This is a genomic window from Mariprofundus sp. KV (genome assembly GCF_013387475.1).
Taxonomy (GTDB): Bacteria; Pseudomonadota; Zetaproteobacteria; order Mariprofundales; family Mariprofundaceae; genus Mariprofundus.
In genome coordinates, this window is sequence record NZ_VWNB01000004.1 from 112273 (window position 1) to 134999 (window position 22727).

20 protein-coding genes and 1 tRNA gene are annotated in these 22727 nt (G+C 50.7%); 9 read left to right on the top strand and 12 right to left on the bottom strand.

What is annotated here, in order from left to right; all coding sequences use genetic code 11:
• Positions 1-19 precede the first annotated feature (19 nt).
• A complete protein-coding gene (pilQ, locus tag F3F93_RS04490) occupies positions 20-2461 on the top strand; it encodes a type IV pilus secretin family protein (protein WP_176957977.1) in 2442 nt (813 codons plus the stop codon).
• 56 nt (positions 2462-2517) lie between these two features.
• Here pilQ and hemW read toward each other — a convergent pair whose 3' ends face one another.
• From hemW to F3F93_RS04505, 3 genes are read right to left on the bottom strand one after another with little or no spacing between them, the layout of a single operon-like run.
• Positions 2518-3699: a radical SAM family heme chaperone HemW gene (gene hemW, locus F3F93_RS04495; RefSeq protein ID WP_176957978.1), complete on the bottom strand. Its 1182-nt coding sequence runs from the start codon at positions 3697-3699 to the stop codon at positions 2518-2520.
• A 16-nt stretch (positions 3700-3715) separates the two neighbouring features.
• Positions 3716-5242 carry a ribonuclease G gene (gene rng, locus F3F93_RS04500; protein WP_176957979.1) on the bottom strand — a complete coding sequence of 509 codons (1527 nt, stop codon included), beginning with the start codon at positions 5240-5242 and terminating at the stop codon, positions 3716-3718.
• The gene (locus F3F93_RS04505; RefSeq protein WP_176957980.1) at positions 5239-5799 is read right to left on the bottom strand and encodes a Maf family protein; all 561 of its coding nucleotides are present in this window, start codon (positions 5797-5799) and stop codon (positions 5239-5241) included. The genes rng and F3F93_RS04505 overlap by 4 nt, the downstream gene beginning before the upstream one ends.
• 62 nt (positions 5800-5861) lie before the next feature.
• On the opposite strand from F3F93_RS04505, the gene F3F93_RS04510 reads away from it, so the two are divergent.
• From F3F93_RS04510 to F3F93_RS04520, 3 genes are all read left to right on the top strand, one after another.
• The gene (locus tag F3F93_RS04510) at positions 5862-6851 is read left to right on the top strand and encodes a polyprenyl synthetase family protein (RefSeq protein ID WP_347239196.1); all 990 of its coding nucleotides are present in this window, start codon (positions 5862-5864) and stop codon (positions 6849-6851) included.
• A gap of 147 nt (positions 6852-6998) precedes the next feature.
• A complete protein-coding gene (locus F3F93_RS04515) occupies positions 6999-7862 on the top strand; it encodes an adenylate/guanylate cyclase domain-containing protein (protein WP_176957981.1) in 864 nt (287 codons plus the stop codon).
• Positions 7863-8034: 172 nt separating this feature from the next.
• Complete coding sequence (locus tag F3F93_RS04520) at positions 8035-8283, top strand: hypothetical protein (RefSeq protein WP_176957982.1); 249 nt, start codon at positions 8035-8037, stop codon at positions 8281-8283.
• On the opposite strand, the gene F3F93_RS04525 is transcribed toward F3F93_RS04520, so the two are convergent.
• Positions 8284-9015, bottom strand: a complete 732-nt coding sequence (locus tag F3F93_RS04525) for a pseudouridine synthase (protein ID WP_176957983.1) — start codon at positions 9013-9015, stop codon at positions 8284-8286.
• A complete protein-coding gene (locus F3F93_RS04530; protein ID WP_176957984.1) occupies positions 9012-10016 on the bottom strand; it encodes a methyltransferase in 1005 nt (334 codons plus the stop codon). The genes F3F93_RS04525 and F3F93_RS04530 overlap by 4 nt, the downstream gene beginning before the upstream one ends.
• Positions 10017-10221: 205 nt before the next feature.
• Between F3F93_RS04530 and F3F93_RS04535 the strand changes: the two genes are divergently transcribed.
• Both F3F93_RS04535 and F3F93_RS04540 read left to right on the top strand, forming a co-directional pair.
• Positions 10222-10818, top strand: a complete 597-nt coding sequence (locus F3F93_RS04535) for an outer membrane beta-barrel protein (RefSeq protein ID WP_176957985.1) — start codon at positions 10222-10224, stop codon at positions 10816-10818.
• Between the two features lie 367 nt (positions 10819-11185).
• Complete coding sequence (locus F3F93_RS04540; RefSeq protein WP_176957986.1) at positions 11186-13717, top strand: CHASE domain-containing protein; 2532 nt, start codon at positions 11186-11188, stop codon at positions 13715-13717.
• Between the two features lie 155 nt (positions 13718-13872).
• Here F3F93_RS04540 and F3F93_RS04545 read toward each other — a convergent pair whose 3' ends face one another.
• From F3F93_RS04545 to F3F93_RS04575, 7 genes are all read right to left on the bottom strand, one after another.
• Entirely contained in the window at positions 13873-15300 is a 1428-nt protein-coding gene (locus F3F93_RS04545) for a Fic family protein (protein ID WP_176957987.1), read from the bottom strand.
• A 174-nt stretch (positions 15301-15474) separates the two neighbouring features.
• Positions 15475-15550: transfer RNA gene (locus tag F3F93_RS04550), tRNA-Phe, on the bottom strand.
• Between the two features lie 71 nt (positions 15551-15621).
• A complete protein-coding gene (locus tag F3F93_RS04555) occupies positions 15622-16335 on the bottom strand; it encodes a diaminopimelate epimerase (protein ID WP_176957988.1) in 714 nt (237 codons plus the stop codon).
• Positions 16336-16431: 96 nt separating this feature from the next.
• Positions 16432-16809 carry a preQ(1) synthase gene (queF, locus tag F3F93_RS04560; RefSeq protein WP_176957989.1) on the bottom strand — a complete coding sequence of 126 codons (378 nt, stop codon included), beginning with the start codon at positions 16807-16809 and terminating at the stop codon, positions 16432-16434.
• A gap of 3 nt (positions 16810-16812) precedes the next feature.
• Positions 16813-17937 (bottom strand): succinyl-diaminopimelate desuccinylase, encoded by a 1125-nt coding sequence (dapE, locus tag F3F93_RS04565; protein ID WP_176957990.1) that lies wholly within the window; start codon positions 17935-17937, stop codon positions 16813-16815.
• Positions 17938-18205: 268 nt separating this feature from the next.
• The gene (locus F3F93_RS04570; RefSeq protein ID WP_176957991.1) at positions 18206-18478 is read right to left on the bottom strand and encodes a hypothetical protein; all 273 of its coding nucleotides are present in this window, start codon (positions 18476-18478) and stop codon (positions 18206-18208) included.
• Positions 18471-19427, bottom strand: coding sequence for a folate-binding protein YgfZ (locus F3F93_RS04575; RefSeq protein WP_176957992.1), 957 nt, complete (start codon positions 19425-19427; stop codon positions 18471-18473). The genes F3F93_RS04570 and F3F93_RS04575 overlap by 8 nt, the downstream gene beginning before the upstream one ends.
• A gap of 136 nt (positions 19428-19563) precedes the next feature.
• Between F3F93_RS04575 and thiC the strand changes: the two genes are divergently transcribed.
• The 3 genes from thiC to tsaE all read left to right on the top strand — a co-directional run bounded on the left by thiC (position 19564) and on the right by tsaE (position 22720).
• On the top strand, positions 19564-21429 hold the full coding sequence (thiC, locus tag F3F93_RS04580) for a phosphomethylpyrimidine synthase ThiC (RefSeq protein WP_176957993.1): 1866 nt from the start codon (positions 19564-19566) through the stop codon (positions 21427-21429).
• A 372-nt stretch (positions 21430-21801) separates the two neighbouring features.
• On the top strand, positions 21802-22275 hold the full coding sequence (locus tag F3F93_RS04585; RefSeq protein WP_176957994.1) for a CBS domain-containing protein: 474 nt from the start codon (positions 21802-21804) through the stop codon (positions 22273-22275).
• Entirely contained in the window at positions 22232-22720 is a 489-nt protein-coding gene (tsaE, locus tag F3F93_RS04590; RefSeq protein WP_241696969.1) for a tRNA (adenosine(37)-N6)-threonylcarbamoyltransferase complex ATPase subunit type 1 TsaE, read from the top strand. Before F3F93_RS04585 ends, tsaE begins: the two co-directional genes overlap by 44 nt.
• The last annotated feature ends 7 nt before the right edge of the window (positions 22721-22727 follow it).

Sequence of the window (22727 nt, forward strand, 5' to 3'; positions counted from 1 at the left end):
ACAGGTTATGAGGTATATCATGAAGCATTGGGCTGAAAGCAGGCTGTTACAGCAGCCAGGGAAAATAGTTGCTCTGGTGGCTTTTGCGTTGCTGCTCTGTGTGAATGGTTCTCAAATTGAAGCGGCGACCATCAACGGTTTGCATCTGCTTTCAGATCGAGATGGACAGCGTCTGAATATCGCGATGGATGAAGCTGCAGAGTATCAGGTGTTTAATCTTGAAGGCCCAAGGCGTCTTGTCTTGAACTTCCCCAATGCCTCTATGGCAAAAGATGTCTCTGAAGTTGCAGGTGATGGTGCGATCACGACTGTTGTTCCTCAGCAAGACAGCAGCGGTGTACGTGTTGAAATCGGGCTTGCCAAAGGTGCTAAATATGAGATTGCTGAGAAAGGCAATGATCTACTGGTTACTTTTACTTCGGAAGTGAAAGCTGCTGCCAGGAGTGAAGGGGCTCTGTTGCAGGATATCTCTGTTAATGACAGAGGCAGTGTGACCGAACTGGTGCTACGTGGTGAACGTATGGATTCCAATCACAATGCACTGGTGACCAACGATGGTAAAACGCTGGTTCTGGATTTCTGGGGCGGTAGTTCGAAGCTTCCTAAGGAGTATTACACCTATACAGCCCTTCGTCTGAATGATGTCACCATTGGCTCTGCAGAGGGGCGTTTGCGTCTGGTGCTCTCTTTAAGAACAGGGGCGGGTTCCAACCACCAGATTGATGCTGATGCCAATAGTATGGTGATCCGTTTCGGTAATATCGAGCCGAAGAAGAGTGTTGTCGGCCTGACTGTTGATGCCGTTGATTTTCAACCTGATGACAGAATTGCGCATCTGGTTGTTCGCACCAATGAAGCCAATCCCATTATTAATCTTCAGGAAGAGGATGGGAAAATCATTCTCGATCTTAAGAATGCAACACTGGCCTCAGGTCAAGAGCGTTCGCAGGATTTGAGCGCTTTCCCGGGGCCTGTGAAGCAGATCGACAGCTATGGCATGAACAAAGACGTTCGCATTGTAGCCCGCTTACGCCAGAAGGCAGTGGTATCCTCTTATCAGAGTGGCAATGTGCTTACTGTCACCCTGAAACCGCAGGATATGGTCGCTGTATCCGAGAGTGATGAGGCGGCCGTCAGGGATGAGAAGGTCTATTCCGGCCAGAAGGTAAGTTTCAGCTACAAGGATATCGATATCCGCAATGCGCTGCAGCTGATTGCCGAGATGAGCGATTTTAATATTATCATGTCTGATGATGTCTCTGGTGTACTCACCATGCGTCTGGTCGATGTTCCCTGGGATCAGGCACTGGATCTGATCCTGCAGGCTCGCGGCCTTGGAAAAGAGCAGAGCGGTAATGTCATTCGCATTGCACCACTGGATGTACTGAAGTCTGATTCCGATTCGAGAAAAGCTGCCAAGGCGAGTGCTGAAGAGGTAGCACCACTGGATACCGAGTTTATTACACTGGGCTACGCATCAGTCAATGATGTGAAGACTATTCTGCAGGGAGGCTCTGTTAAGACCGAGGTTACCGGTGGCGATGTAACCGATAAAGAGGCTACAACCAGCTCTTCCGGTAGTGGAGAGCTGAAGCTGCTCTCCAGTCGCGGCTCGATTCTGCTGGATGAGCGCAGCAACACGATGATCATCACTGATACACGCGAGCGGTTGAATAATATCAAGCGTCTGGTGGCTGTGATCGATAAGCCTACCCAACAGGTATTGATCGAAGCGCGTATTGTTGAAGCAACCGATTCATTTGCTCGTGATCTCGGTATCAGGTGGGGCGGGCAATATAACACAACAGGTAAAGGAGCAACGCATACGGTAAACGGAACGGCTGTTGGCACTAACGTTGTGGATTTAGGTGCTCTTGTTCAGGCCGGTGCCGGTGGTGCAATCGGATACTCACTGGGCACATTGGGTGGGGCCTTGAATTTAAACCTTGAGCTCTCAGCTGCAGAGCAGGTAGGTGACATCAAGGTGGTCTCCAGTCCGCGTGTGTTTACCAGTAATCTACAGGAGGCGCTGATTGAACAGGATCGTCAGATCCCATTCCAGTCATCGACCTTTTCCGGTGGTGTCACGACCATTACCACAACATTGGTGAGTGCCAAGCTGGCTCTGAAGGTGACACCTCAGATCACCGCTGATAAACGCATTATCATGCAGCTGGTGGTGAATAAGGATACGCCTATCGATAATCCAATTACTGGTGGTGCACCATCGATTGACAAGAAACAGGTGGTAACCAAGCTACTTGTAAAAAATGGAGAGACAGTGGTACTTGGTGGCATCTATTCACAGACTACCTCTGATACGGTGAACGGTGTGCCAGGGTTGATGGATATTCCGCTCATTGGTCACTTCTTTAAACGCAAACAGAAAAGTGATAATCGTAATGAACTGCTGATCTTTATCACACCAACGATCATTGGTGATGAAATATCGATTCAGTAACAGGGGTTCATACGCAGATATGATAAACGGGTGGCTTTTTAGCCGCCCGTTTTTATTTACAGCACAGATTCCGCGATGGCATCGGCGACTATGATTCCTGACTCAGTCAGTGAAATGGTAACCTCATCAACAGCCAGCAGGTTTTGTGATTGCCAGGGTTGAAGTTGCATGGCGAAAAATTCAGCGGCATCAAAGCCAAAGCGGTCGCAAAAGTCAGATCGGTTAATGCCGTCACGGCGGCGAAGGCCAAGCCAGACGGCCTCGCCGGCAGCCTGTGGGATCAGCAGTGACTCCTGCGTATTGATGGTGCTTTTGCCCGTTGTGGCGGCTTTGATGTAGGACTCAGGGGTGCGAATATTGCTGTAGCGGGTGATGCCGCCAAGCTTGCCGCTGTCAGAGTCATCCCATTTTCCTGCTGCGCCGGCACCGATGCCGATGTAGTCGTGATATCTCCAGTAGCCGTCGTTATGGCGGCATTTTAGTCCCGGCCTGGCAAAGTTGGATATCTCATAAGCTTCCAGTCCAGCCGATTGCAATTGATTGCGTGTCTCTGTGAACATGGTGATGGCCAGATCATCATCGGGAAGATTGATGGGGCTGATGGCGTGAGTGGTTGCCAGCTTGGTGTGCGGCTCGATGGTCAGCTGGTAGCAGGAGAGGTGCTCTGTGCCAAGTGCGATGGCGGTCTGCAGGCTCTGCAGCCACTGATCCAGTGATTGGTTTGGCAGACCATAGATCAGATCGAGATTTATATTCTCGAAACCGGCATCTCTGGCGATCTCAAAAGCATCAAGTGCCTCGCGGCTGTTATGGATGCGCTCCAGCCACTTCAGTTCGCCATCATTCAGGCTCTGTACACCCATCGATAGCCGATTGACCCCGGCCTGACGATAGGCAGCGAAATGTCCGGCATCGACACTACCCGGATTGGCCTCAATGCTGATCTCAATATTTTTTTCAAATCCACACAGCTGATACGCATGCTCAATGACGGCATGGATCAGCTCAGGCGGTGCCAGCGACGGGGTGCCGCCACCGATAAATATGGATGCCACTTTCCGGTCTGCAAACATCGGAGTTTCAGCCCACTGTTGCAGTTCAGCAACCAATGCCTGTTGGTAGCCTTTCCAGTCGGGAGTAGAGCGCTGATGTGAATTGAAATCACAGTAGTGGCACTTATGGGCGCAAAAGGGGATGTGCACATAGAGCAGTAGTGGCGAGCGGAGGATTCCGGTCATGCTTGATGAGTCCCTGTTATTGTAGAACTATTTCGTAGTGATCCGGCGCAAACTGTTCATTGCTCTCTAGTCTGATCTCCTTACGCAGAAACGCTTCAAGCTGCTCAACCGATTTACTCTCTTCACCAAGCATCAGGTCAATAATCTGGGGGTGAGCAATGACCATCAGTTTTTCACAAGGGTAGGCACGCGCCTCAGCCACCACTTCGCGAAAGAGCTGGTAACAGATCGTGGTCGGACTTTTGGCACTGCCAACACCATGACAGTGGTCGCACTCATTGAGCAGGATACGGCCGAGGGATTCTCGTGTGCGTTTGCGGGTCATCTCGACAAGGCCCAGGTCTGAAAGTTGCACAACATGGGTCTTGGCCTTGTCACGCTTGAGCGCCTCCTCCAGAACCTCCATAAGTCGCTGTTTGTTCTCATCTTCCTGCATATCAATAAAATCGACAACAACGATACCGCCAAGGTTACGTAACCTGAGTTGGTGTACAATTTCATGTACCGCCTCAAGGTTGGTTTTAAAACCTGTCTCCTCCATATTACGGGAGCCGACAAAGGAGCCTGAATTGACATCAATGGCAATTAACGCTTCGGTCTGGTCAATAACAAGGTAGCCACCGGATTTCAGCGAGACGCGCCGTTGCAGGGCGCGTTCAATCGCCTCTTCAACGCCGTAGACGTCGAAGATCGGACGATCGCCCGGATAGTAGTAGAGCTTTTTGGCGACCTCAGGCATAAAACGACGGGCAAATTTTTTCATGCTCTCGTATGCCTCTTTCGAATCGATATGAATTTTCTCGACATCGCTATCAACATAATCGCGCATGACCCGCAGATAGAGGTTGAGCTCCTTGTGGATGATGCTGCCCAATCCTGAGCATTTTGATCGTTTCTCGATATCAGCCCAGAGACGAAGCAGAAACTCCAGATCCTGACGCATCTCATCTTCATCGCGCCCTTCAGCCACAGTGCGAATAATCAGGCCACCCTGTTCAGGGCTGATGGCTTTGCCGATAGCAAGGAGGCGTTCGCGCTCCTTCTGGTCTTCAAGGCGGCGAGCGATGCCGATATGATCAAGATGCGGCAGATAGACCAGATAACGACCTGCCAGACCGATCTGGGTGGTTAGACGAGGCCCTTTGGATGCGATGGGTTCTCGGGAGACCTGCACCATCAACTCCTGCCCATCTTTTATCAGGTTGGCGATAGGCGGCGCAGAACGGCGTGAGTAATGTGTCGCTGGCGTTTCGCTATCACACTCTGACTCATCTCCGTTTTCCATCTCATCAGAAAACTCAACAGCATCCTGTTTTGCTGTGGCGATATCTCCGGCGTAGAGGAAGCCAGCCTTCTCCATGCCGATATCCACAAATGCCGCCTGAATGCCTGGCAGAACCCGCTGCACGCGACCTTTGTAGATGTTGCCCTTCAGACCGCGCTCGCTTTCGCGTTCAATATAGATCTCTTCGGCCAGATTATTCTCAATGCGGGCGATCCGTGTTTCAAACGGGGCGACATTAACCAGTAGTTCAATACTCATAATTTGTCCTTCATCTGAGCAATCATATGCAGGGTTGTGGAGACCGGCAAACCGATGACATTATCCAGTGGTCCATCAATGGCCTGGATAAAGGAGGCTGCTCCACCCTGAATGGCATAACTGCCAGCCTTATCGAGAATATCATTGTGCGCCAGATAGGTATCAATCTCGTCACTACTGATGTTGCGAAAGGTTACGCTGGTCTGAATGCAATCACTCTGGATCTGATCACCCAGACGCACACATACGGCGGTTAGCACCTGATGGGTATGGCCGGAGAGTTGTGTAAGCATCTGTTTGGCGTGTTGAAGATCAGTTGGCTGCCCCAGCGCCTCACCGTGAATCGCCACCAGCGTATCAGCAGCAATGACAGGAGTTTTTCCGTCTGTCTGGCAGGCCAGAGCCTTCTCCCTGCAGAGGCGCTGCACGGTATCGGCAACAGTTTCATGAGCAAGTGGTGTTTCATCGATATGTGACGGTCGCACCTCAACAGCAAGGCCTGCAGCTTGCAGCAGGTAGAGACGACGTGGTGATCGGGATGCGAGAATAACTTCCATCTGCCAAGCATAACCTGCCTTTCGCTTGACGGCACGAACATCGCGCTTACGATGCACAACCCGTGACTACTGCAACGATCTCCCCGCTGGAGCGTGCAACGGAGCTGTGCAGAATGGATATGGAACGGGTGAATGCCTGTATCCATGAGAACCTGCAATCCGATATCATGATGATTCCAGCTATCGGCCACTATATCGTGAATAGTGGTGGCAAGCGCCTGCGCCCGCTGCTCTGCCTGCTGATTGCCCGTCTATTCGATTACAAAGGTGATAGCCATATCCCACTCTCGGTGGTGATTGAGTTTATCCATACTGCATCACTGCTGCACGATGATGTCGTTGATTCATCCGATCAGCGCCGTGGCTCCCCCTCTGCCAATGGTGTATGGGGTAATCAGGCCAGCGTTCTGGTGGGTGATTACCTCTTCTCCAGAGCGTTTCAGATGATGGTGGCCGATGGTGATATGGCGATGCTCAAGCTGATGAGTGATGTCACCAACGCACTTGCTGAGGGTGAAGTGTTACAACTTTCGCGCACCTTTCATCTCGGCATGACAGAGGCAGAGTGCCTTGAGGTGATTGAGCGTAAAACTGCGGTACTGTTTAAGGCTGCCAGTGAAGTAGGAGCGCATGTTTCAGGTCAGCGTCCGGAGGTTGTGGCTGATCTGGCTGATTACGGTATGTGCCTTGGTGTTGCCTTTCAGTTGATGGATGATGCACTCGACTATCTGGCAGAGGCTGAAGAGGCGGGCAAACCAGTCGGGCACGATCTGGAAGAGGGTAAAATCACACTGCCGCTGATTCACGCCATGCAACGGGATAGCGAACTGGCCAAGCGGGTTGAAGAGATCTCCGAGCGCGGCAGCTATCAGGGTGATGATCGCCAGTGGGTACGTGAACGCGTGGCAGCTCAGGGTGGTGCAGAGTATGCCATGCAACGTGCCAGAGATTATGCGCAGCGCGCCAAAGGGCGATTGCCCGAGGGCGAAAATTGTGAAATCAGAGCACTTCTTGCCGAGTTGGCCGATTTCTCCGCACACAGGCCTTATTAAACAAACTCTTCCTTTTATAATCTATAGTTATGGATGTATCCAATCTCCTTGCAGGGCTCTTGCAGGGGCTTTTGAGATTTAGGTCACAGATTCAAAAGGCTATCACCTCAAGCATTGCGACCAGCAAAGTTTTGCCGGAGGCTTGATATGAGTGCAGTGAGAAAACCACAGAAAAGCAGCAGTGAAGTGAAGGTTCTGACTATTCCGAAATCCAGCGCCAGCCGGGTGCCTGCAACCAATCGCAAACCTGCTGTCAGCCAGAAAAGTGCGGATAAGGCCAATGCGGTCGATCTGGTTGTCTCCTCCAGCGATCTGGCTGTTGTGCCAAGGCTTGCCGCATCCAAGCCCGCCAGTCGGGTCAATGCCAAACCTCTGGATATGGATGAGATTATTGAAGAGGTGGCACACGCCATTGCGACCACTCAGGATCACTATAAATGCATCATGTTTACCGATCTGGAGAGCTCGACCGAATACAAGCGCTCGATGGGTCACACCAAAGGTTATATGCGCAACCGTCTCTTCTGCGATATCTGTGAACGTGCAGTTGAGCGGTACAGTGGGCAGGTTGTAAAAAAGCTGGGTGATGGCGTTTTGATCGTGTTTGAGCGGGCTATTGATGCAGTGATGGCATCAATGCTGATCAAAAGCTCTCTCTCCAATGAGCGCAAGAAACTGAAGAAGATCGTTGGCCCGATGAATTTCCGTATCGGTATCACCTGTGGTTATGTCAAAGAGATTCCAGGCAAGGAGCAGGATTTCATTGGTCACGCAATGGATAAGGGGGCACGCATTGAATCGCAGGCCCTGCGTAACCAGATTCTTATTGATGAGATTGTTTATGGCCTGATTCACACCAAACTGCGTGACTACTCCGGTGATATTCTGATCGGAGCACCGAAAAACATGACGCTTAAAGGCGTTGGTGTAAGTACCCTGTATGAGGTTTCACCCAAGCAGATGGGACTTGAGTCCAGTCTTGGAAGCCGCATGAAAAAGATGTTTCAATAAGAACAGTCGCAGCGCCGTTTTCAGGGTACTTCAATAAACCTGTTTTATTATCAGCCCCGCAGCACTTCTGCGGGGCTTTTTCTGTTTTGATGACTGGAGTCACATTTACGCATTCCACGTTTCAGTAAGATATCCAGGCAATCTCAGTAAACGAGTGCGCAAGGAGGTCAATATGAAAGCTGTTACGCTACTGCTATCATCTCTACTACTACTGTCAGCGACTGCTACAGCCCAGGATTTCAAGGCGACAAACCCGGCAGGTGAATCAACTTTTCTGGCCAGTTTCATGGATGGGGCTACTAAAGTCACCATGCTAAGCAGTAATCGCTCAACTTATAAGCAGAGGCATATCAAACCATATGTGCGCCAACAAAAGTTTGATGATGACGCATACCTGCGACGTATCTCTTACAACGACTGACTAGGCATCGCCTGAAACAAGCGCCATCAGCTCCTCAGCAGTGGTGACCTTGTAGTCGCCCTCGCTAAGATCGCACGCTTCCAGTGATAGTGCGCCGATATGGGTGCGGGTGAGTCCTGTGACGTGATTGCCAATAGCTGCAAACATGCGGCGCACCTGATGGTAGCGCCCCTCATGTAAAATAAGGGTTGCCTCTTTTTCACCCTGCACACGCATCTCTGCCGGCAGACATGGTCTCTCATCACCCTCCAGAAGCAGTGTTCCGGCTGCAAACAACTCAACCTCATTGCCCTGCAGGGGGCGATCCAATGTTACAGCATAGGTTTTGCAGATATGTTTTTTCGGACTGGTCAGCTGATGATTGAGAATGCCATCATCAGTTACAATCAATAGTCCCGAGGTCTCTTTATCCAGCCGGCCAACAGCTGAGAGTGGCGGCTTGCGATCAATCCAGCGATCAGGGAAATCGGCATAGATCAGGCGGCCATTCTCCTTGCGGGAGCAGACTGTACCCAGCGGTTTATGATAGATAATGGTCAGCCCATGCGGGTGATCCAGCGGTTTCTCATCGAGTAGCACCTGATCGGCTAATACCTTCTGGGCAGGGGAGGTGGCAGGCTCTCCATCGATCGTGATCCATCCCTCCTTAATCCAGTAGCGCACATCTTTTCTGGCACCATAGCCAAGATTGGAGAGTAGTTTGTCCAGCCGTTCGGCTTTTGCGTTATTCATCGTACTCCTCGAATGACTTTGAACCCTTCAGCTTCAATCAATGTTTGAACGCTTTTCAGGCCTGTTTGCAGCACAGACTCGTAGGGTAGCTTGCGATTGGCTACCAGATAGATCTCTCCGCCCGGTTTCAGAGCGCGACAGCCGTTGAGAATGATCTTCTGCCCCAGTTCAATATCGCGATCCTGACCTGTATGAAAGGGAGGGTTGCATACAATCCACTCCATATTGCCGGGCAAGGATTCAGCAGCGGCATCCAGCCAGTGAAGAGTAACCCTGGCAGACCACTGCGCACAGTTTTCAGCAGCGCAATCGAGCGCCAGCTGCTCTGCTTCAACCAGGTGCATACGTTTTACCTGCTCAGAGCTGCATAGAATCTTTTCGCTCAACAGGCCGTAGCCGCAGCAGAGATCCATGCCGGTGCCGGAGAGTTCAGGCAGTTGCGAAAGTAGTAGTTGTGAGCCGGGATCGGCCCTGTCCCAGCTGAACAGGCCCGGTCGGGAGATCACTCCATGTGATGCGATGCGTTGCGCTTCTCCGTTACGCAACCACTGCGCTGCCAGTTCACTGTTCAACGCAGCTGATTTTACGGCAGAAAAGATGCGGCATTTCGATTTTGAGGACGAGGCTATATTGCCAGCCAGCTTGTTGAGGGCTGTTTCATAACCTTTGGCTCCGTGGTTGTTGGCACAGGCGATGACAATTTTCCCGCCTGGCACCAGTCGATTCATAGCATCAGCCATCCAGAACAGCGTCTGCTGCCTGTTTTTTGCAGGGTGAATCAGAATCAGGTCAAACCATTGATCTGTTGCCAAGGAGTGTGCCCACGCCAGGCCTGAATTACTCAGCGCAATGCATGATGGTTTAAAGCTCTGTTGCAGCTGGCAGCTGGCCGCTTGCCTGCAGATCTCATTGAGCAGCGGGTGCGCCTGGGCATTGAGAACCAGGACGTTTTTTGCTGAGGGATCCGGAATGTTTCTGTAAAGCAGTTCGATGGCCGACATGGGGGCAATGTAGAAAGAGCATCAGGCGATGTCTATGCCGGTTGCGGTAACGCGCTAAAAAGTGTCGTGCATAGTCTGCTTTTGATAGGGTTTAGCTTGTCAATATTGGTCGTGCTAATTATAACTATGCACGACTGTTGCCGTAGATTGGGGCAGTTTGTGGTTCCAGACACCGGGGAAGTGGATCGGAACAGGGGGGAATACATTGAAAAAAGCGTGGTTTAGTTTTCTGGTTGTATGTTTTTTGGGCGGTGTGTCAGCGGCGGATGCAAATGATTTCAAACCCTACATCGGTCTTGGTGCCGGATTGTTTCATCTGAAGTATACTGAAGATAGAGCGGCGAGTAATATTGGCATGAATCAATCAACCTGGGGTACTTTCCTTAACGCTGGCGTTCAATATAAAAAATATATCGGATTAGAACTCCGTGGTGGTTTGACAGGAGGTGGGAGTGCAAGTTTTCCTGCCAATGTACCTCCAGAATTTTTAAAGGTTAGAGCAGATGCTTTCTTCTCATACCTGCTTAAACCACAGTTTCCGGTTAGCGATCAACTCAAGGTTTATGGTGTTTTTGGTGGTACTGCAGTCAAGTATGAGGCAATTAAAAGTAGTGGTGGTATTCAGCATGTACCTTGGAAAACGGGTGTGACGTATGGGCTTGGTCTGGAATATCAGTTTCGTCTTAAGGGATCATTGGCCATTGAGTGGGTTGAGTATTTGAGCGCAGTGCAGCATGCCAGTGGCCGTGGATCCGAGGCTTCAATGAGGGGAATAAGTTTCATCGTCAATAAGTCTTTTTAATGATAAGTAGTGCATGGCTGTTGTATTGATTCGGTGAAGAAATTAATCAACAGAATCGAACGGTTATAAATTCGGGTGTTGATGAGAGATATAAAGGAGCCGAGAAATTCTTGGCTCCTTTTTTTATGCCTGTAAATAACCCCGCCCTATTTAAGTGAAATATAACTGCTTATGGCATGTTTCTTTCTTTACTCATCTGCTAACTGTTAGGGATTATGGTTAGTAAAATCTTCATCAGATGAGCAGGGGTGTGACAGTGAGCAGGTTAGACAAACCAGCGAGTAGTGAAGATCGGCGGCGGCCTTATTTATTACCCGTGGCGTTTGCCGGTTTTATCGGTGTTGTCATTTCGTTGTTGCTCTATTTGATGGCAGTTGGGTGGGGTGAAGAGCGCTTGCAGAGGGCGTTTGTCACCGCTGCGGATGACAGGATTTCATCTCTAAATACGCGTATGGGCTTCAAGCTGCAGCAGCTGAATTCACTGGCTGTCTTCTTTGAGTCATCACAATACGTCAGCCCTGAAGAGTTCAGCCATTTTGTATCTCATCTAAGCGAGGATAACGAAGCAGGTTTTGCATATGCCTGGATTCCGCATGTCAGGGACGATGAACGCGAGAGTTTTGAAGGCTCACTCAACAGCTCGGGTAAAACAGCCCTTGAAATCAGAGATAAAAAAAATAAAACGATGGTCAGGGCAGCAAGTCGTTCGGATTATTTTCCGATTCAATATCTGCAGCCAGAGCAGAAAAGTTGGATGACTATCGGTTATGATCTGGCTACCAATGTGGATATGCAGGAAGCTCTTAATACAGCACGCATATCACTTTCTCCACGCGCGTCGTTAGCAGGCGCAATGCAGGATAGATCAGGTGAGACAGGTATCGTGATGTTTGTTCCTGTATTTCACGGTATGGTGACACAAGCCAATCAGCACCAGAAATTGCAGGGGTTTGTTGCTGGAGTGTTTAGCCCCGATGCAGTGCTTGCCAAAAGTATCAGTGATTTTGAGCCTGCCGGGCTGGATCTGGATCTCTTTGATATCTCTACAGAAAGTGCACCGAAACATCTGGCAACCTATACCGCCATAACACGAAATGCTCAGAATAGCTCTATGCGCGACCATCAAACGCTGCTTAGTCAGGTATTGAGCTACTCCCGGAAAATTGAAGTGGCTGGTAAAACCTGGGAGGTGATTGCGTCGCCGGCCCCTGCTTTTTTTGAGGGTCAGAAAAACCTCCTGCCCATCTTCATTCTTGGCTTCGGGTTGCTGTTGACTGGTTCCCTCTGTTTGCTGCTCTATTCAACGGTGCAAAATGCGCATCGGCAGAGGCAGTTTGCAAATGCAGCCATCGCTGCAAAAGAGGCGCTTGAGTGTAGCGAAAAGATGCTAAGTGATGCGCAGGCCATGGCTAAACTGGGTAACTGGAACTGGGATATTCAGAGTAATGAGCTGCAATGGTCAGATGAGATCTATCGAATCTTCGGTCTACAGCCACAGCAGTTTGGTGCCTCCTATGAGGCATTTCTCAACAGTGTGCATCCGGATGATCGTGAGATGGTGAATCATGCTACTTCTGCCGCTGTTGAGCATGGTACCCATTACGCAATTGATCACAGGATTGTGTTGGCCGATGGCAGTGAACGCTTTGTGCATGAAGAGGGGGGGGCGATTTTTGAGGATGGTAAAGCAGTTCGAATGATGGGTACGGTTCAGGATATTACTGAACAGAGAGGTCTCGAAGATCAATTGCGTCATGCCCAGAAGATGGAGGCGATCGGCACCCTGGTTGGCGGTATCGCGCATGACTTTAATAACACGCTGGCGGCCATTCAGGGCAATGTTTATCTGGCCAGAAGGGCTGCTCAGGGTAATGCGGTGGTACTCGATAAGCTTACGGCTGTTGAAAAGATGGGTGGCAGAGCAGCGGACATGATCAAGAAGCTGTTGACCTTTGCCCGCAAGGATACGGTCAGTATCGCGACCTTCTCGATGAATGAGCTGGTTGAAGAGACGGTGATGCTGGCCAGAAGAGGTTTTGCTGAAGATGTTGAGATCAGATGTGAGGTAAGTGATCAGAATCTTCCTGTAGCCGGCGATATTTCACTGCTGGAACAGGTGATACTGAATCTTCTGAATAATGCCTACGATGCGGTCTCTCAGGTAGAGAGTCCTTTGATAAGCTGTTCGCTGCAGCCATCTCGGGCAGATGAATTTTTACGCATACGCCATCCCGAGCTTGAGGGTGATGTGTTTGCGCTGTTGGTGATCAGGGATAACGGCTACGGCATTCCGGAGAAGTATCTGAAAAATATTTTTGAACCTTTCTTTACCACCAAAGAGGTGGGCAAAGGCACTGGTCTGGGCCTTTCGATGGCTTATGGTGCTATTCACAATCATGGTGGTGTAATTGAGGTGTCGAGTAAGCAGGGCGAGGGGTGCGAGTTTAAAATCTATCTACCCATCTGCAGTGAGGCCGGAGTGCCGCAAGGCGATGAGCTGATTGATGATGTGGCGAAAGGAGAGGGTGAGACCATTCTGCTGGTGGATGATCACCATGATATGAGGAGCTCATCGGCAGAGGTTCTGAGTGAACTGGGTTATCAGGTGATTGAAGCGGTAGATGGGGAGCAGGCTGTTGAGCTGTTTAATGCCAATCGGGAGCGCCTTGATATTATCATTTCAGATGTTGTGATGCCGAAGATGAGTGGTATTGACGCGGTGCGCCATATTCGGGCACTGGGCGGTGATCTTCCCGTTGTTTTTGTATCCGGTTACAGCGAAGAGAAGACCGGACTGGTTGATGGTTCTGTGGCAAACAGCAGGCTGTTGGCAAAGCCTTACGACGTAGGTGAGTTAAGCCAGTTGCTACGCCGCCTGATCGAGGCCGAAAAAACATGATGCAATAAAAAAGGAGCTGCGATCTCTCGCAACTCCTTTTCATGTGGTGGGCAGGGAGGGAATCGAACTGCGTGATAATTGTTGTATTATATAATAAAAATTACCTATTGTGGCGATGATGCATGTATTTACACCAACATATATACCAACAGTTTTTAGCCCTTCATCCTAAAGTAATCAGTAAAAGCCTCTTTGACTGTCTTCTCAGCGAAAGCGATGTTGTCGTCAGACAGCTGTTCAAAAAGCTTACGCTTCTTGTTCGACAAGACACCTTCATTCTGAACGCAGAGATTCACCAGCAAGGTCAAATCCTTGTCTGGCATATCATGAGCATCATCAATGATTCGTTTTGCTTCATCAAACGCACTCAGGTACTCCAGCTCCAGTGGCAAGCGGTGCGTTACAAACTGCTCAATGCACTTGTATATGAATTCGGCCTGCTCGGTTGCATCTGCATAGCGATATAGCTCTGTCGTATCATTTATCAGCTCGACATTATAATCCGCTGTAACTGTCCATTCAGAACGGTCAAGAATCGGCGCTGAAAGCTTCTTCAGTGAAGCGATATAGTCATCAATACTTTCAAGAAGCTCTGATGATACAGGCACCTTGCCCAGCTGATGTAAAATAAAACGATGAATACGCCCGTTTCCATCCGTAAAGGGGTGGATGATGATGAAGCCGTATGCCAATGCCGTAGCGGCTGCTACAGGGTGCCTCTCGAACATAAGAGAGTAGGCCTTTAACCACGCATCCATTAGCTCCTTCAGGCTTTCAGGGTGTGCGCTGATATGTTCCGGCAGGGGAGTCGCATCTGGGAGGCGGTCTCCAATCCAGCCAAAGTCTGCTCGCCAGCCATTGTCGGGATTTGAAACAAGCTGCTTCTGCATCTCAAATAGCTTTGCATCATCTAGTCGAGAGCCCATGAACGCTCGAACCGTTTTCATCCAGCGAACAGCGCGGTTATCAAACTTTTCTTTCTCTATCTCAAAGCTGCTTTGTGAGTCTTTAGTCAGCAGGAATGCTTCAGCTCTGCCAATCATAGGGTGAGTGGAATATGCATCTGCCATCTGCTTATGTAGTTGCTTGGCATCAAACGCTTTCATCGCAGCGGTTTTGCGAACCAGCCAACAGAAAGTAGGGACGCCGGGCATGTTGTTGCGAACTTTATGGCGTGGGGAATTTATTTTATCCGCCGTGTAGTAGGACTTTTCATCCAGCGCATCGACGTATCTGAACTTTGTGTCCGCATCGGGCAGGTTCAACTCTTTCCCTGTCAGCCACTCATATAAAAACCATGTGCGGCGCGTTTGCTGGCCTTGAGGATTCTCGGAAATCCACTGTTCGAGCTCTTTCTTATCACAGGCATTGAATAAAGCCTTCAGGATGCCAAGATTCATGTTCTCATGCTTGAGTGCGAAAAGAAGGTGTCCTGCTAGCGTATCTTCTGGCTGATACTCAGAACGGAATATGCGGCTGTCGGGACTCTTTGCTCCCCCGACCTTTGAAACTGGATTAGGTGAATCTAAATCCAGTTTGTAAGCTCTCTTTAGCCACTCATAGCCACAATAATGTACGCTCATACGCAAAAGTGTATGCTATGAGTTAGCAAAACACAAAAACTAACGCTCATTCCCGATGGCGATGGCACAATTATGGCACACTTGCTATGCTGTTTAGACGAACTAAAGCGAACCTGACAAACAAAAAACGGAGCCCTAAGGCTCCGTAAGTTGTAGTTTCACAATGTGAAAGAATGGTGGGCAGGGAGGGAATCGAACCCCCGACACGTGGATTTTCAGTCCACTGCTCTACCGACTGAGCTACCTGCCCAAGTGCCCCTTTCGGAACGGGGCGGATTATGGTTCAAAGACGCGCGGATGCAAGCATCAATTGCACCTGTTTTATTCACCGATAGAAAATAGACCCTCAAACGTTTTGCTCACTTCACCTTCGAGCATGATGTTGTCGATAGAGCCTGAAACAGTCACCTCGCCACCGGGCATTTCGATCTTCAGCGGGCGTGTTTCACCCTCAGTGGTCCAGATCGCTGCCGCTGTTGCACAGGCGCCGCTGCCGCAAGCCGGTGTGTGACCTGCACCGCGTTCAATAATATCGATGTAGACATGGTCGGCGATCTGACCGGTAACAATCTCCACATTTCGATCGTTCGGGAAGGCTTCAATCGCTTCAAAGAAGACGCGATGCTCATTGCCGATCTCTATATCAACATGCGCCTCTGTCTGATCGGTAACCGTTGCCGGCCCCATCTCAACGCAAATGCCGTTGGCACCACGTGATGCAGAAACCGTGCGATCTGCCAGCGCGATAGTGACGCTCGCTTTGCCGGATTCAGACATCAAAAGTTCACCGACACAGCGCAGGCCATTGCCGCAGTTGGCTGCCTCGGACCCATCGTTGTTGAAGATGCGAATGGCAGCATCCGCATTTTCACTGGCCTCCAGAACCAGTAGCTGGTCGCAGCCGATACCGTAGCGGCGCTCGGTAATACGGCGCACAAACTCCTCGGAGAGCTCAGGGATTTCACAACTCAGGCCATTAAGCACGATGAAATCGTTGCCCTGGGCCTGCATCTTGGTAAATGGAATCTGTTTCATGTCTGTTTCACCACAGAGACACAAAGACACAAAGGGGTACAATGCATAAATACTTTGTGCCTTCGTGCCTTCGTGGTTTATTTTTTTGTAACTGAGTCACGATTTTTTATGTTCGACTTCTACAGTGGTGTAGACGCCACCGCGCACGTTAAATACGGCGGTCACCTTGATCTGACGCGGATCAAGCAGCTTGATCAGATCATTGGCGATCATGTTGGTCACCTTCTCGTGGAAGTGCCCCTCATCGCGGAAGCTCCAGTAGTAGAGTTTCAGTGATTTCAGTTCAACACAGCGTTGATCCGGAATGTAATCGAGTTTGATTTCGGCAAAATCGGGCTGGCCTGTTTTCGGGCAGAGGCAGGTGAACTCCGGTGAATCGATGCGGATATGGTAGTCACGCTCCGGATTCGGATTCTCGAATGTCTCCAGATAACGGGTTGGCTTGTTGATGACAGCGCCTAGTTTTTCACTCATCTCTTAAACCTCAAAATTTTCTATAATATCGGTGTAAATCTCAGTCAGCGTTGCAAGTTCACTGACAGCCACCTGCTCATTGATCTGATGAATCGTACTGTTGGTGGTGCCAAGCTCCACGACAGGTACGCCTGCAGCCGCAAGGAAACGGCCATCAGAGGTGCCACCACCGGTATCGCGAACCGTCTCAATGCCGGTCACACTTTTGATGCTGTTGCATACCAGATCCAGAAAGGGGCCATCGGCAGTCGAAAATGCAGTGGCTGAATGGTCAAATTCAAAGGTCGCATCACAATCTGCGCAGGCCGTTTCAATGGCAGCTTTGATGCCATCAAAATTGTTGGCCGGATTATAGCGGATGTCGATCAAGGCTTCGCAGTGCCCCGGAATCACGTTGGTTGCGCCGGTGCCACCGTTCACATTGGTGATCTGGCAACTGGTTGGCGGGAAGCCAACAGCCGCTTCTCCCCAATCAATAGCCGCAATGCGTGCCAGAGCCGGAGCGGCATGATGGATGGCATTATCAGCATCCTGCGGGTAAGCGGAGTGCCCCTGTTTGCCGTGGAATGTGATTTTGATCTGTACCACGCCACGACGGCCACGACGGATCGTATCGCCCACCTTTTGCGAACAAGATGGCTCACCGACAATACATGCATCGGGCAGTAAATCGTTTGCCTGCATATATTCCATCATGCGGATGGTGCCATCGATCGATTCACCCTCCTCATCGGAGGTGATTAACAGCTGAATGGTTGGCAGAGGGGTGTACTCAGCGCAGAGCTTGCCTACAGCAGCAATCCAGCAGGCCACCGCGCCCTTCATATCCTGTGCACCACGGCCATGCAGGATACCATCGACAATCTCAGCGGAGAATGGTGCATGCGCCCACTTTTCAACAGGGCCGGTAGGCACCACATCGGTATGTCCGGCAAATGCCAGTGTGCCTTTAAGTTCGCCCTGACGGGTGTAGATGCTGTTGGTCACGCCGCCTGCATCCACAGCGGTGCGCACAAAGCCGAGCGGAGCCAGTAGTGTTTTAATGTAGTTCTGGCAACCGCCATCATCAGGCGTCACCGATTCGCGCTGGATCAGTTTAACGGCAATATTCGTAGCTATTTCAGACATTCGGGAACCCTAATCAAAAGGTACTGTTGGTGGTACTGCGAATTATTGTGCCTTAATAAGACTGACTATTTGAAGTACGTGTTAATTCGTCAGCAATCATCTAAATAAGCCAGCTCATTTGGCCACGGCGGCTGGATAACTCACCACACATATTACAGCGAAACTGATCAGTCTTCTTTTCATGGTTGGACAACATAGATTTACTGTATGATAAGGGGGCATGCATTGGCAAATACCACCAATGTCGGTTCTTCAATTATTGAAATAGCTAGAGCTTATCTATTCTCAAGAAGCTTTCGCAGCGGCGGTCGATGCCTTCGAAAAGCGGATGAGCAGCAGCCAGACCTTCGATGGCGATGGTGGTGGCTTCGGAGACATTGGCATAGGTCTCCATAAATGTGGTTTTGCCGCCCTTGCGACGTACATAGAGTTTACATTTGGCACCGGTCTGCTCTTTTACCAGCGCCAGCCACGCTTTCATCTCAGCCATATTGAGATTGTCGGTGTGGTACCAGATAAATGCGGATTGGGTGTCAGGCATGACAGGCCTCCAGGATTTTCACCACACTACCATCATCAAGAGAAAGTGCCGAATCTGATTCGGTGATCTCAATCGGCAGTAGTGCGATGCCGACGCAGTTGCCCTCATGGTCAAAGGCTGCAGATTTAAGTTCACCGATCTTTGCGGTGGTGGAAACAGGGCAGGGCAGTTGAGTCGGCTGACCATCAATAGCAACGCGGTAGAGCTTTTTCCTGATGCCGCCGCGCCAGTTCATGCGGGCGGTAATCTCCTGGCCAACATAACACCCTTTATCAAAAGATACGCCATCAAACTCGATCAGATTGGCATTAAGTGGATGCGTGCTCTCATCCCACTCTCTACCGAAATCGGGAAAACCGCGAATAATGCGCATCGCTTCAAACTCATCTTCCCCGGCCTGCGGCTGTTGAGCGAGAACTGCACCGATCTTCTCGGGGCTGGCAATCACCCAGAAGCCACGCGGCGAGGCAGGCATCACCACGGCTATAGCTTCACCCTCGTAGCTGCGGCTGCTGGCCAGCCAGCTGTTGTCCGGCTCAGTAATATCGAAATCCTTGAGCAGTGCTGCGGCATTGGCACCCTGCACAGCACAGATCGCGAGAGAATCCACCACACCGATGCGCAGCTGGTGACCGAGCGCAAAACGGCGCAGCCGCTCGACTGTGCTCACGGCATGGGAGGCGGGGGTGAGCAATATAATTTCGTTATTAAACCCTTCAAAAATATAGAGCTCACTGACTGCTTTGCCCTGCGGCGAGAGCAGACAGGCGTGGATGCCGGATTCGGATGTGAGTTTTTTTATATCCTGTGTGATCTGCCCCTGCAGATAGTCGCGCAGGGTGGGGCCGGAGGCTTTTAACACTGCCCAGCGGCTGCGTGAAGCGGTTACAAAACCCTGCAGCAGCTTGTCGGCAGTGGATGCGGATAAACGGGGTATGTTCATTGTCATGGGGCTATTCTAGCAGTTCTCGGCAAAAGTCCATCCTCACTCTTGCAATGGTTTTCAGTATGGTGGCTATGCCCTACGATGCGAGTCCGTTATAGTTCCGACCCCCGCGGAGTGTGGTCGGGTTTCTGGAGGAAGAATGACAAAGCAGGCAAACAGTACGGATATCGTGGAGAACAACTATGATGCAGAGCAGCCGTTCCCCAACTCCCGCAAGGTTTATATAGAGGGTTCCAGACCTGATATCCGCGTGCCGATGCGTGAGGTTACCCTCTCGCCAACCCAGACCAGTGAAGGAATCGAAGAGAATCACCCGATTCTGATTTATGATACCTCCGGCCCCTACACCGATCCCGAGATTGAGATTGATCTGAAGAAAGGCGTGCCTGCCATTCGTGCGGCGTGGATTGCCGAGCGTGACGACACTGAAGAGCTCTCCGATCTGAGTTCCGACTATGGCCGTGAGCGCCGTGATAATGAGAAGCTGGATAGCCTGCGTTTCGCTCACCTTCGTAAGCCTCGTGTGGCCAAAGCGGGCAAAAATGTCTCTCAAATGCATTATGCCCGTCAGGGTATAATTACCCCTGAGATGGAGTATGTGGCGATTCGAGAGAACCAGCGCCGTGAACATCTGCGCGAGATTACCAAACAGCATCCGGGCCAGAGCTGGGGCGCATCGATCCCGCACGTGATCACGCCTGAATTTGTACGTGATGAGATTGCCCGTGGACGCGCTATTATCCCTGCCAACATCAACCACCCTGAGGTGGAGCCGATGATTATCGGTCGCAACTTCCTCGTGAAAATTAACGGCAATATCGGCAACTCGGCACTGGGCTCCTCGATTGAGGAGGAGGTTGAGAAGATGACCTGGGCGACCCGTTGGGGCTCAGATACCATTATGGATCTCTCTACCGGCAAGAATATTCATGAGACACGCGAGTGGATCATCCGCAACGCAGCAGTACCGATCGGAACTGTGCCGATCTATCAGGCGCTGGAGAAGGTGGATGGCGTTGCTGAAAACCTGACCTGGGAGATCTTCCGCGACACCTTGATTGAACAGGCCGAGCAGGGTGTCGATTACTTCACCATCCACTCCGGTGTACTGCTGCGTTATGTGCCGCTGACCGCCAAGCGTCTGGCCGGCATTGTATCGCGTGGTGGCTCGATCATGGCCAAGTGGTGCCTTGCTCACCATAAAGAGAATTTCCTCTACACCCATTTCGAAGATATCTGCGAAATCATGAAAAAGTATGATGTCTCTTTCTCACTCGGTGACGGCCTGCGCCCCGGTGCGATTGCCGATGCCAATGATGAGGCGCAGTTCGGTGAGCTGCGTACACTTGGTGAGCTGACCAAGATCGCCTGGAAACATGATGTGCAGGTGATGATTGAGGGGCCTGGTCATGTGCCGATGCATATGATCAAAGCCAATATGGAAGAGCAGCTGAAACATTGTGATGAGGCGCCGTTCTATACACTCGGCCCCCTGACCACCGACATTGCACCGGGTTATGATCACATCACTTCCGGTATCGGTGCCGCCCAGATCGGCTGGTATGGTTGTGCCATGCTCTGCTATGTGACACCCAAAGAGCATCTGGGGCTGCCAAATCGCGACGATGTGAAAGCCGGTGTGATCACCTACAAGATTGCAGCTCATGCCGCTGATCTGGCCAAGGGGCACCCCGGTGCACAGCAGCGTGATGATGCGCTCTCCAAGGCGCGTTTTGAGTTCCGTTGGGAGGATCAGTTCAACCTCTCCCTCGATCCGGATACCGCGCGCTCCTTCCATGATGAGACCATGCCCAAAGAGAGTGGCAAAGTGGCGCACTTCTGCTCAATGTGTGGTCCGAAATTCTGCTCGATGAAGATTACTCAGGATGTGCGCGACTATGCCAAAGCGCACGGCATGGAGACGCGTGAAGCGATTGATGCCGGAATGGAAGAGCAGTCAGAAGAGTTCGTGAAGAGCGGTTCCAAAATCTACCACAAAGCCTGATTGCTGCTGCACCCCAAATACGCTCATCCAGCGTTGTTCGGCGCTCATTTAGTTGAACTAAACGTCGCTTCTCATGCCTTGGCTGAGCGCATTTGGGATGCAGCTACAGGTTGTCGTTAATCTTCAGGTTGGTATGCAATCCGCCTGTTTGCAGAACAAGCTGCGCTCACTGCGCCTTGACTGAGAGCACCTGACGCACAGCCGTAAGGTGGCGTTTTTTCTCATGCTGATGGAATGATTGCGCTTGTTGTAGCGTGTTTGAATGGGGCAGCTTGCCTGATGCTGATGGAAGGCTATGATCGCTTTGTACCATGTATTGCGAGTGTATCATCGCCCCGATCTGGTCTATAATGAAGGTATCAGGAGGATGCTATGCCTTATTCAAAAGTTCTTGCCCGCGACATCATGAATGCCAATCCGCCATACTGCCATCTGAGCACCATGGTGGATGAGATTGCCCGCCGTTTTGCTGTTGAGGATCTGAGCGGCATTCTGGTTGTAGATGATGATCAGCGCCTGCTGGGTGTGATTACCGAAAATGATCTGATTGACCAACAGAAGAACCTGCATGTACCTACCGCCGTTGCCCTGTTTGATATGGTGATTCCGATGGGTGAGGCGCAGTTTGAAGAGGAGCTGGCACGTATGCAGGCGATGACGGCTGAGGATCTGGTGAATGAAGATGTAATCACTGTAAATGTTGATACTGATCTTAATGAAATCGCTTCGATCATGGGCGATAAGTCAGTAGCGCATCTGCCTGTGCTTGATGGTGAATCAGTGGTTGGCATGATCTGTAAACATGATGTCATCAAAGCTCTGGTTGCCGTTAAAACAGAGCGTTGAAAACACAGTATTGAAAACTATCTGTCACAACGAGGCGGAAACCACTGCGCTGGCGCAGCGATTTGCCGCCACCCTTAAACCCGGGGACGTGGTGGCGCTCTACGGTGAACTCGGAGCGGGAAAAAGCTTTTTCTGCCGTGCCGTGATGCGTGCACTCGGTGTCACCGATGCTGCACTTCCCAGTCCCACCTTTGCCATCATTCAGGAATATGAGGGCGCGTCTTGTCGGGTGACACATATGGACTGGTACCGGCTGGATGATCCTGATGAGATTGAGATGCTGGGTGTGCGCGACTATCTGCAGTCACCCTGGATTGCACTGATTGAGTGGCCGGATCGGGCTCCGCATATGATTGCTGAGGATGCCATTAAGGTGCATCTGTGGCCGGATGCGCAAAACCCTGACCTCAGAACCATTGAGATTGATCAGATTGGATTGGATTAAAGAGAGA

Bases quoted from the DNA above. Each gene is read 5' to 3' on its own strand.
- pilQ (WP_176957977.1), top strand. From the start codon at position 20: ATGAAGCATTGGGCTGAAAGCAGGCTGTTACAGCAGCCAGGGAAAATA.
- hemW (WP_176957978.1), bottom strand. From the start codon at position 3,699: ATGACCGGAATCCTCCGCTCGCCACTACTGCTCTATGTGCACATCCCC.
- rng (WP_176957979.1), bottom strand. From the start codon at position 5,242: ATGAGTATTGAACTACTGGTTAATGTCGCCCCGTTTGAAACACGGATC.
- F3F93_RS04505 (WP_176957980.1), bottom strand. From the start codon at position 5,799: ATGGAAGTTATTCTCGCATCCCGATCACCACGTCGTCTCTACCTGCTG.
- F3F93_RS04515 (WP_176957981.1), top strand. From the start codon at position 6,999: ATGAGTGCAGTGAGAAAACCACAGAAAAGCAGCAGTGAAGTGAAGGTT.
- F3F93_RS04520 (WP_176957982.1), top strand. From the start codon at position 8,035: ATGAAAGCTGTTACGCTACTGCTATCATCTCTACTACTACTGTCAGCG.
- F3F93_RS04525 (WP_176957983.1), bottom strand. From the start codon at position 9,015: ATGAATAACGCAAAAGCCGAACGGCTGGACAAACTACTCTCCAATCTT.
- F3F93_RS04530 (WP_176957984.1), bottom strand. From the start codon at position 10,016: ATGTCGGCCATCGAACTGCTTTACAGAAACATTCCGGATCCCTCAGCA.
- F3F93_RS04540 (WP_176957986.1), top strand. From the start codon at position 11,186: ATGGCAGTTGGGTGGGGTGAAGAGCGCTTGCAGAGGGCGTTTGTCACC.
- F3F93_RS04545 (WP_176957987.1), bottom strand. From the start codon at position 15,300: ATGAGCGTACATTATTGTGGCTATGAGTGGCTAAAGAGAGCTTACAAA.
- F3F93_RS04555 (WP_176957988.1), bottom strand. From the start codon at position 16,335: ATGAAACAGATTCCATTTACCAAGATGCAGGCCCAGGGCAACGATTTC.
- queF (WP_176957989.1), bottom strand. From the start codon at position 16,809: ATGAGTGAAAAACTAGGCGCTGTCATCAACAAGCCAACCCGTTATCTG.
- dapE (WP_176957990.1), bottom strand. From the start codon at position 17,937: ATGTCTGAAATAGCTACGAATATTGCCGTTAAACTGATCCAGCGCGAA.
- F3F93_RS04570 (WP_176957991.1), bottom strand. From the start codon at position 18,478: ATGCCTGACACCCAATCCGCATTTATCTGGTACCACACCGACAATCTC.
- F3F93_RS04575 (WP_176957992.1), bottom strand. From the start codon at position 19,427: ATGACAATGAACATACCCCGTTTATCCGCATCCACTGCCGACAAGCTG.
- thiC (WP_176957993.1), top strand. From the start codon at position 19,564: ATGACAAAGCAGGCAAACAGTACGGATATCGTGGAGAACAACTATGAT.
- F3F93_RS04585 (WP_176957994.1), top strand. From the start codon at position 21,802: ATGCCTTATTCAAAAGTTCTTGCCCGCGACATCATGAATGCCAATCCG.
- tsaE (WP_241696969.1), top strand. From the start codon at position 22,232: ATGATGTCATCAAAGCTCTGGTTGCCGTTAAAACAGAGCGTTGAAAAC.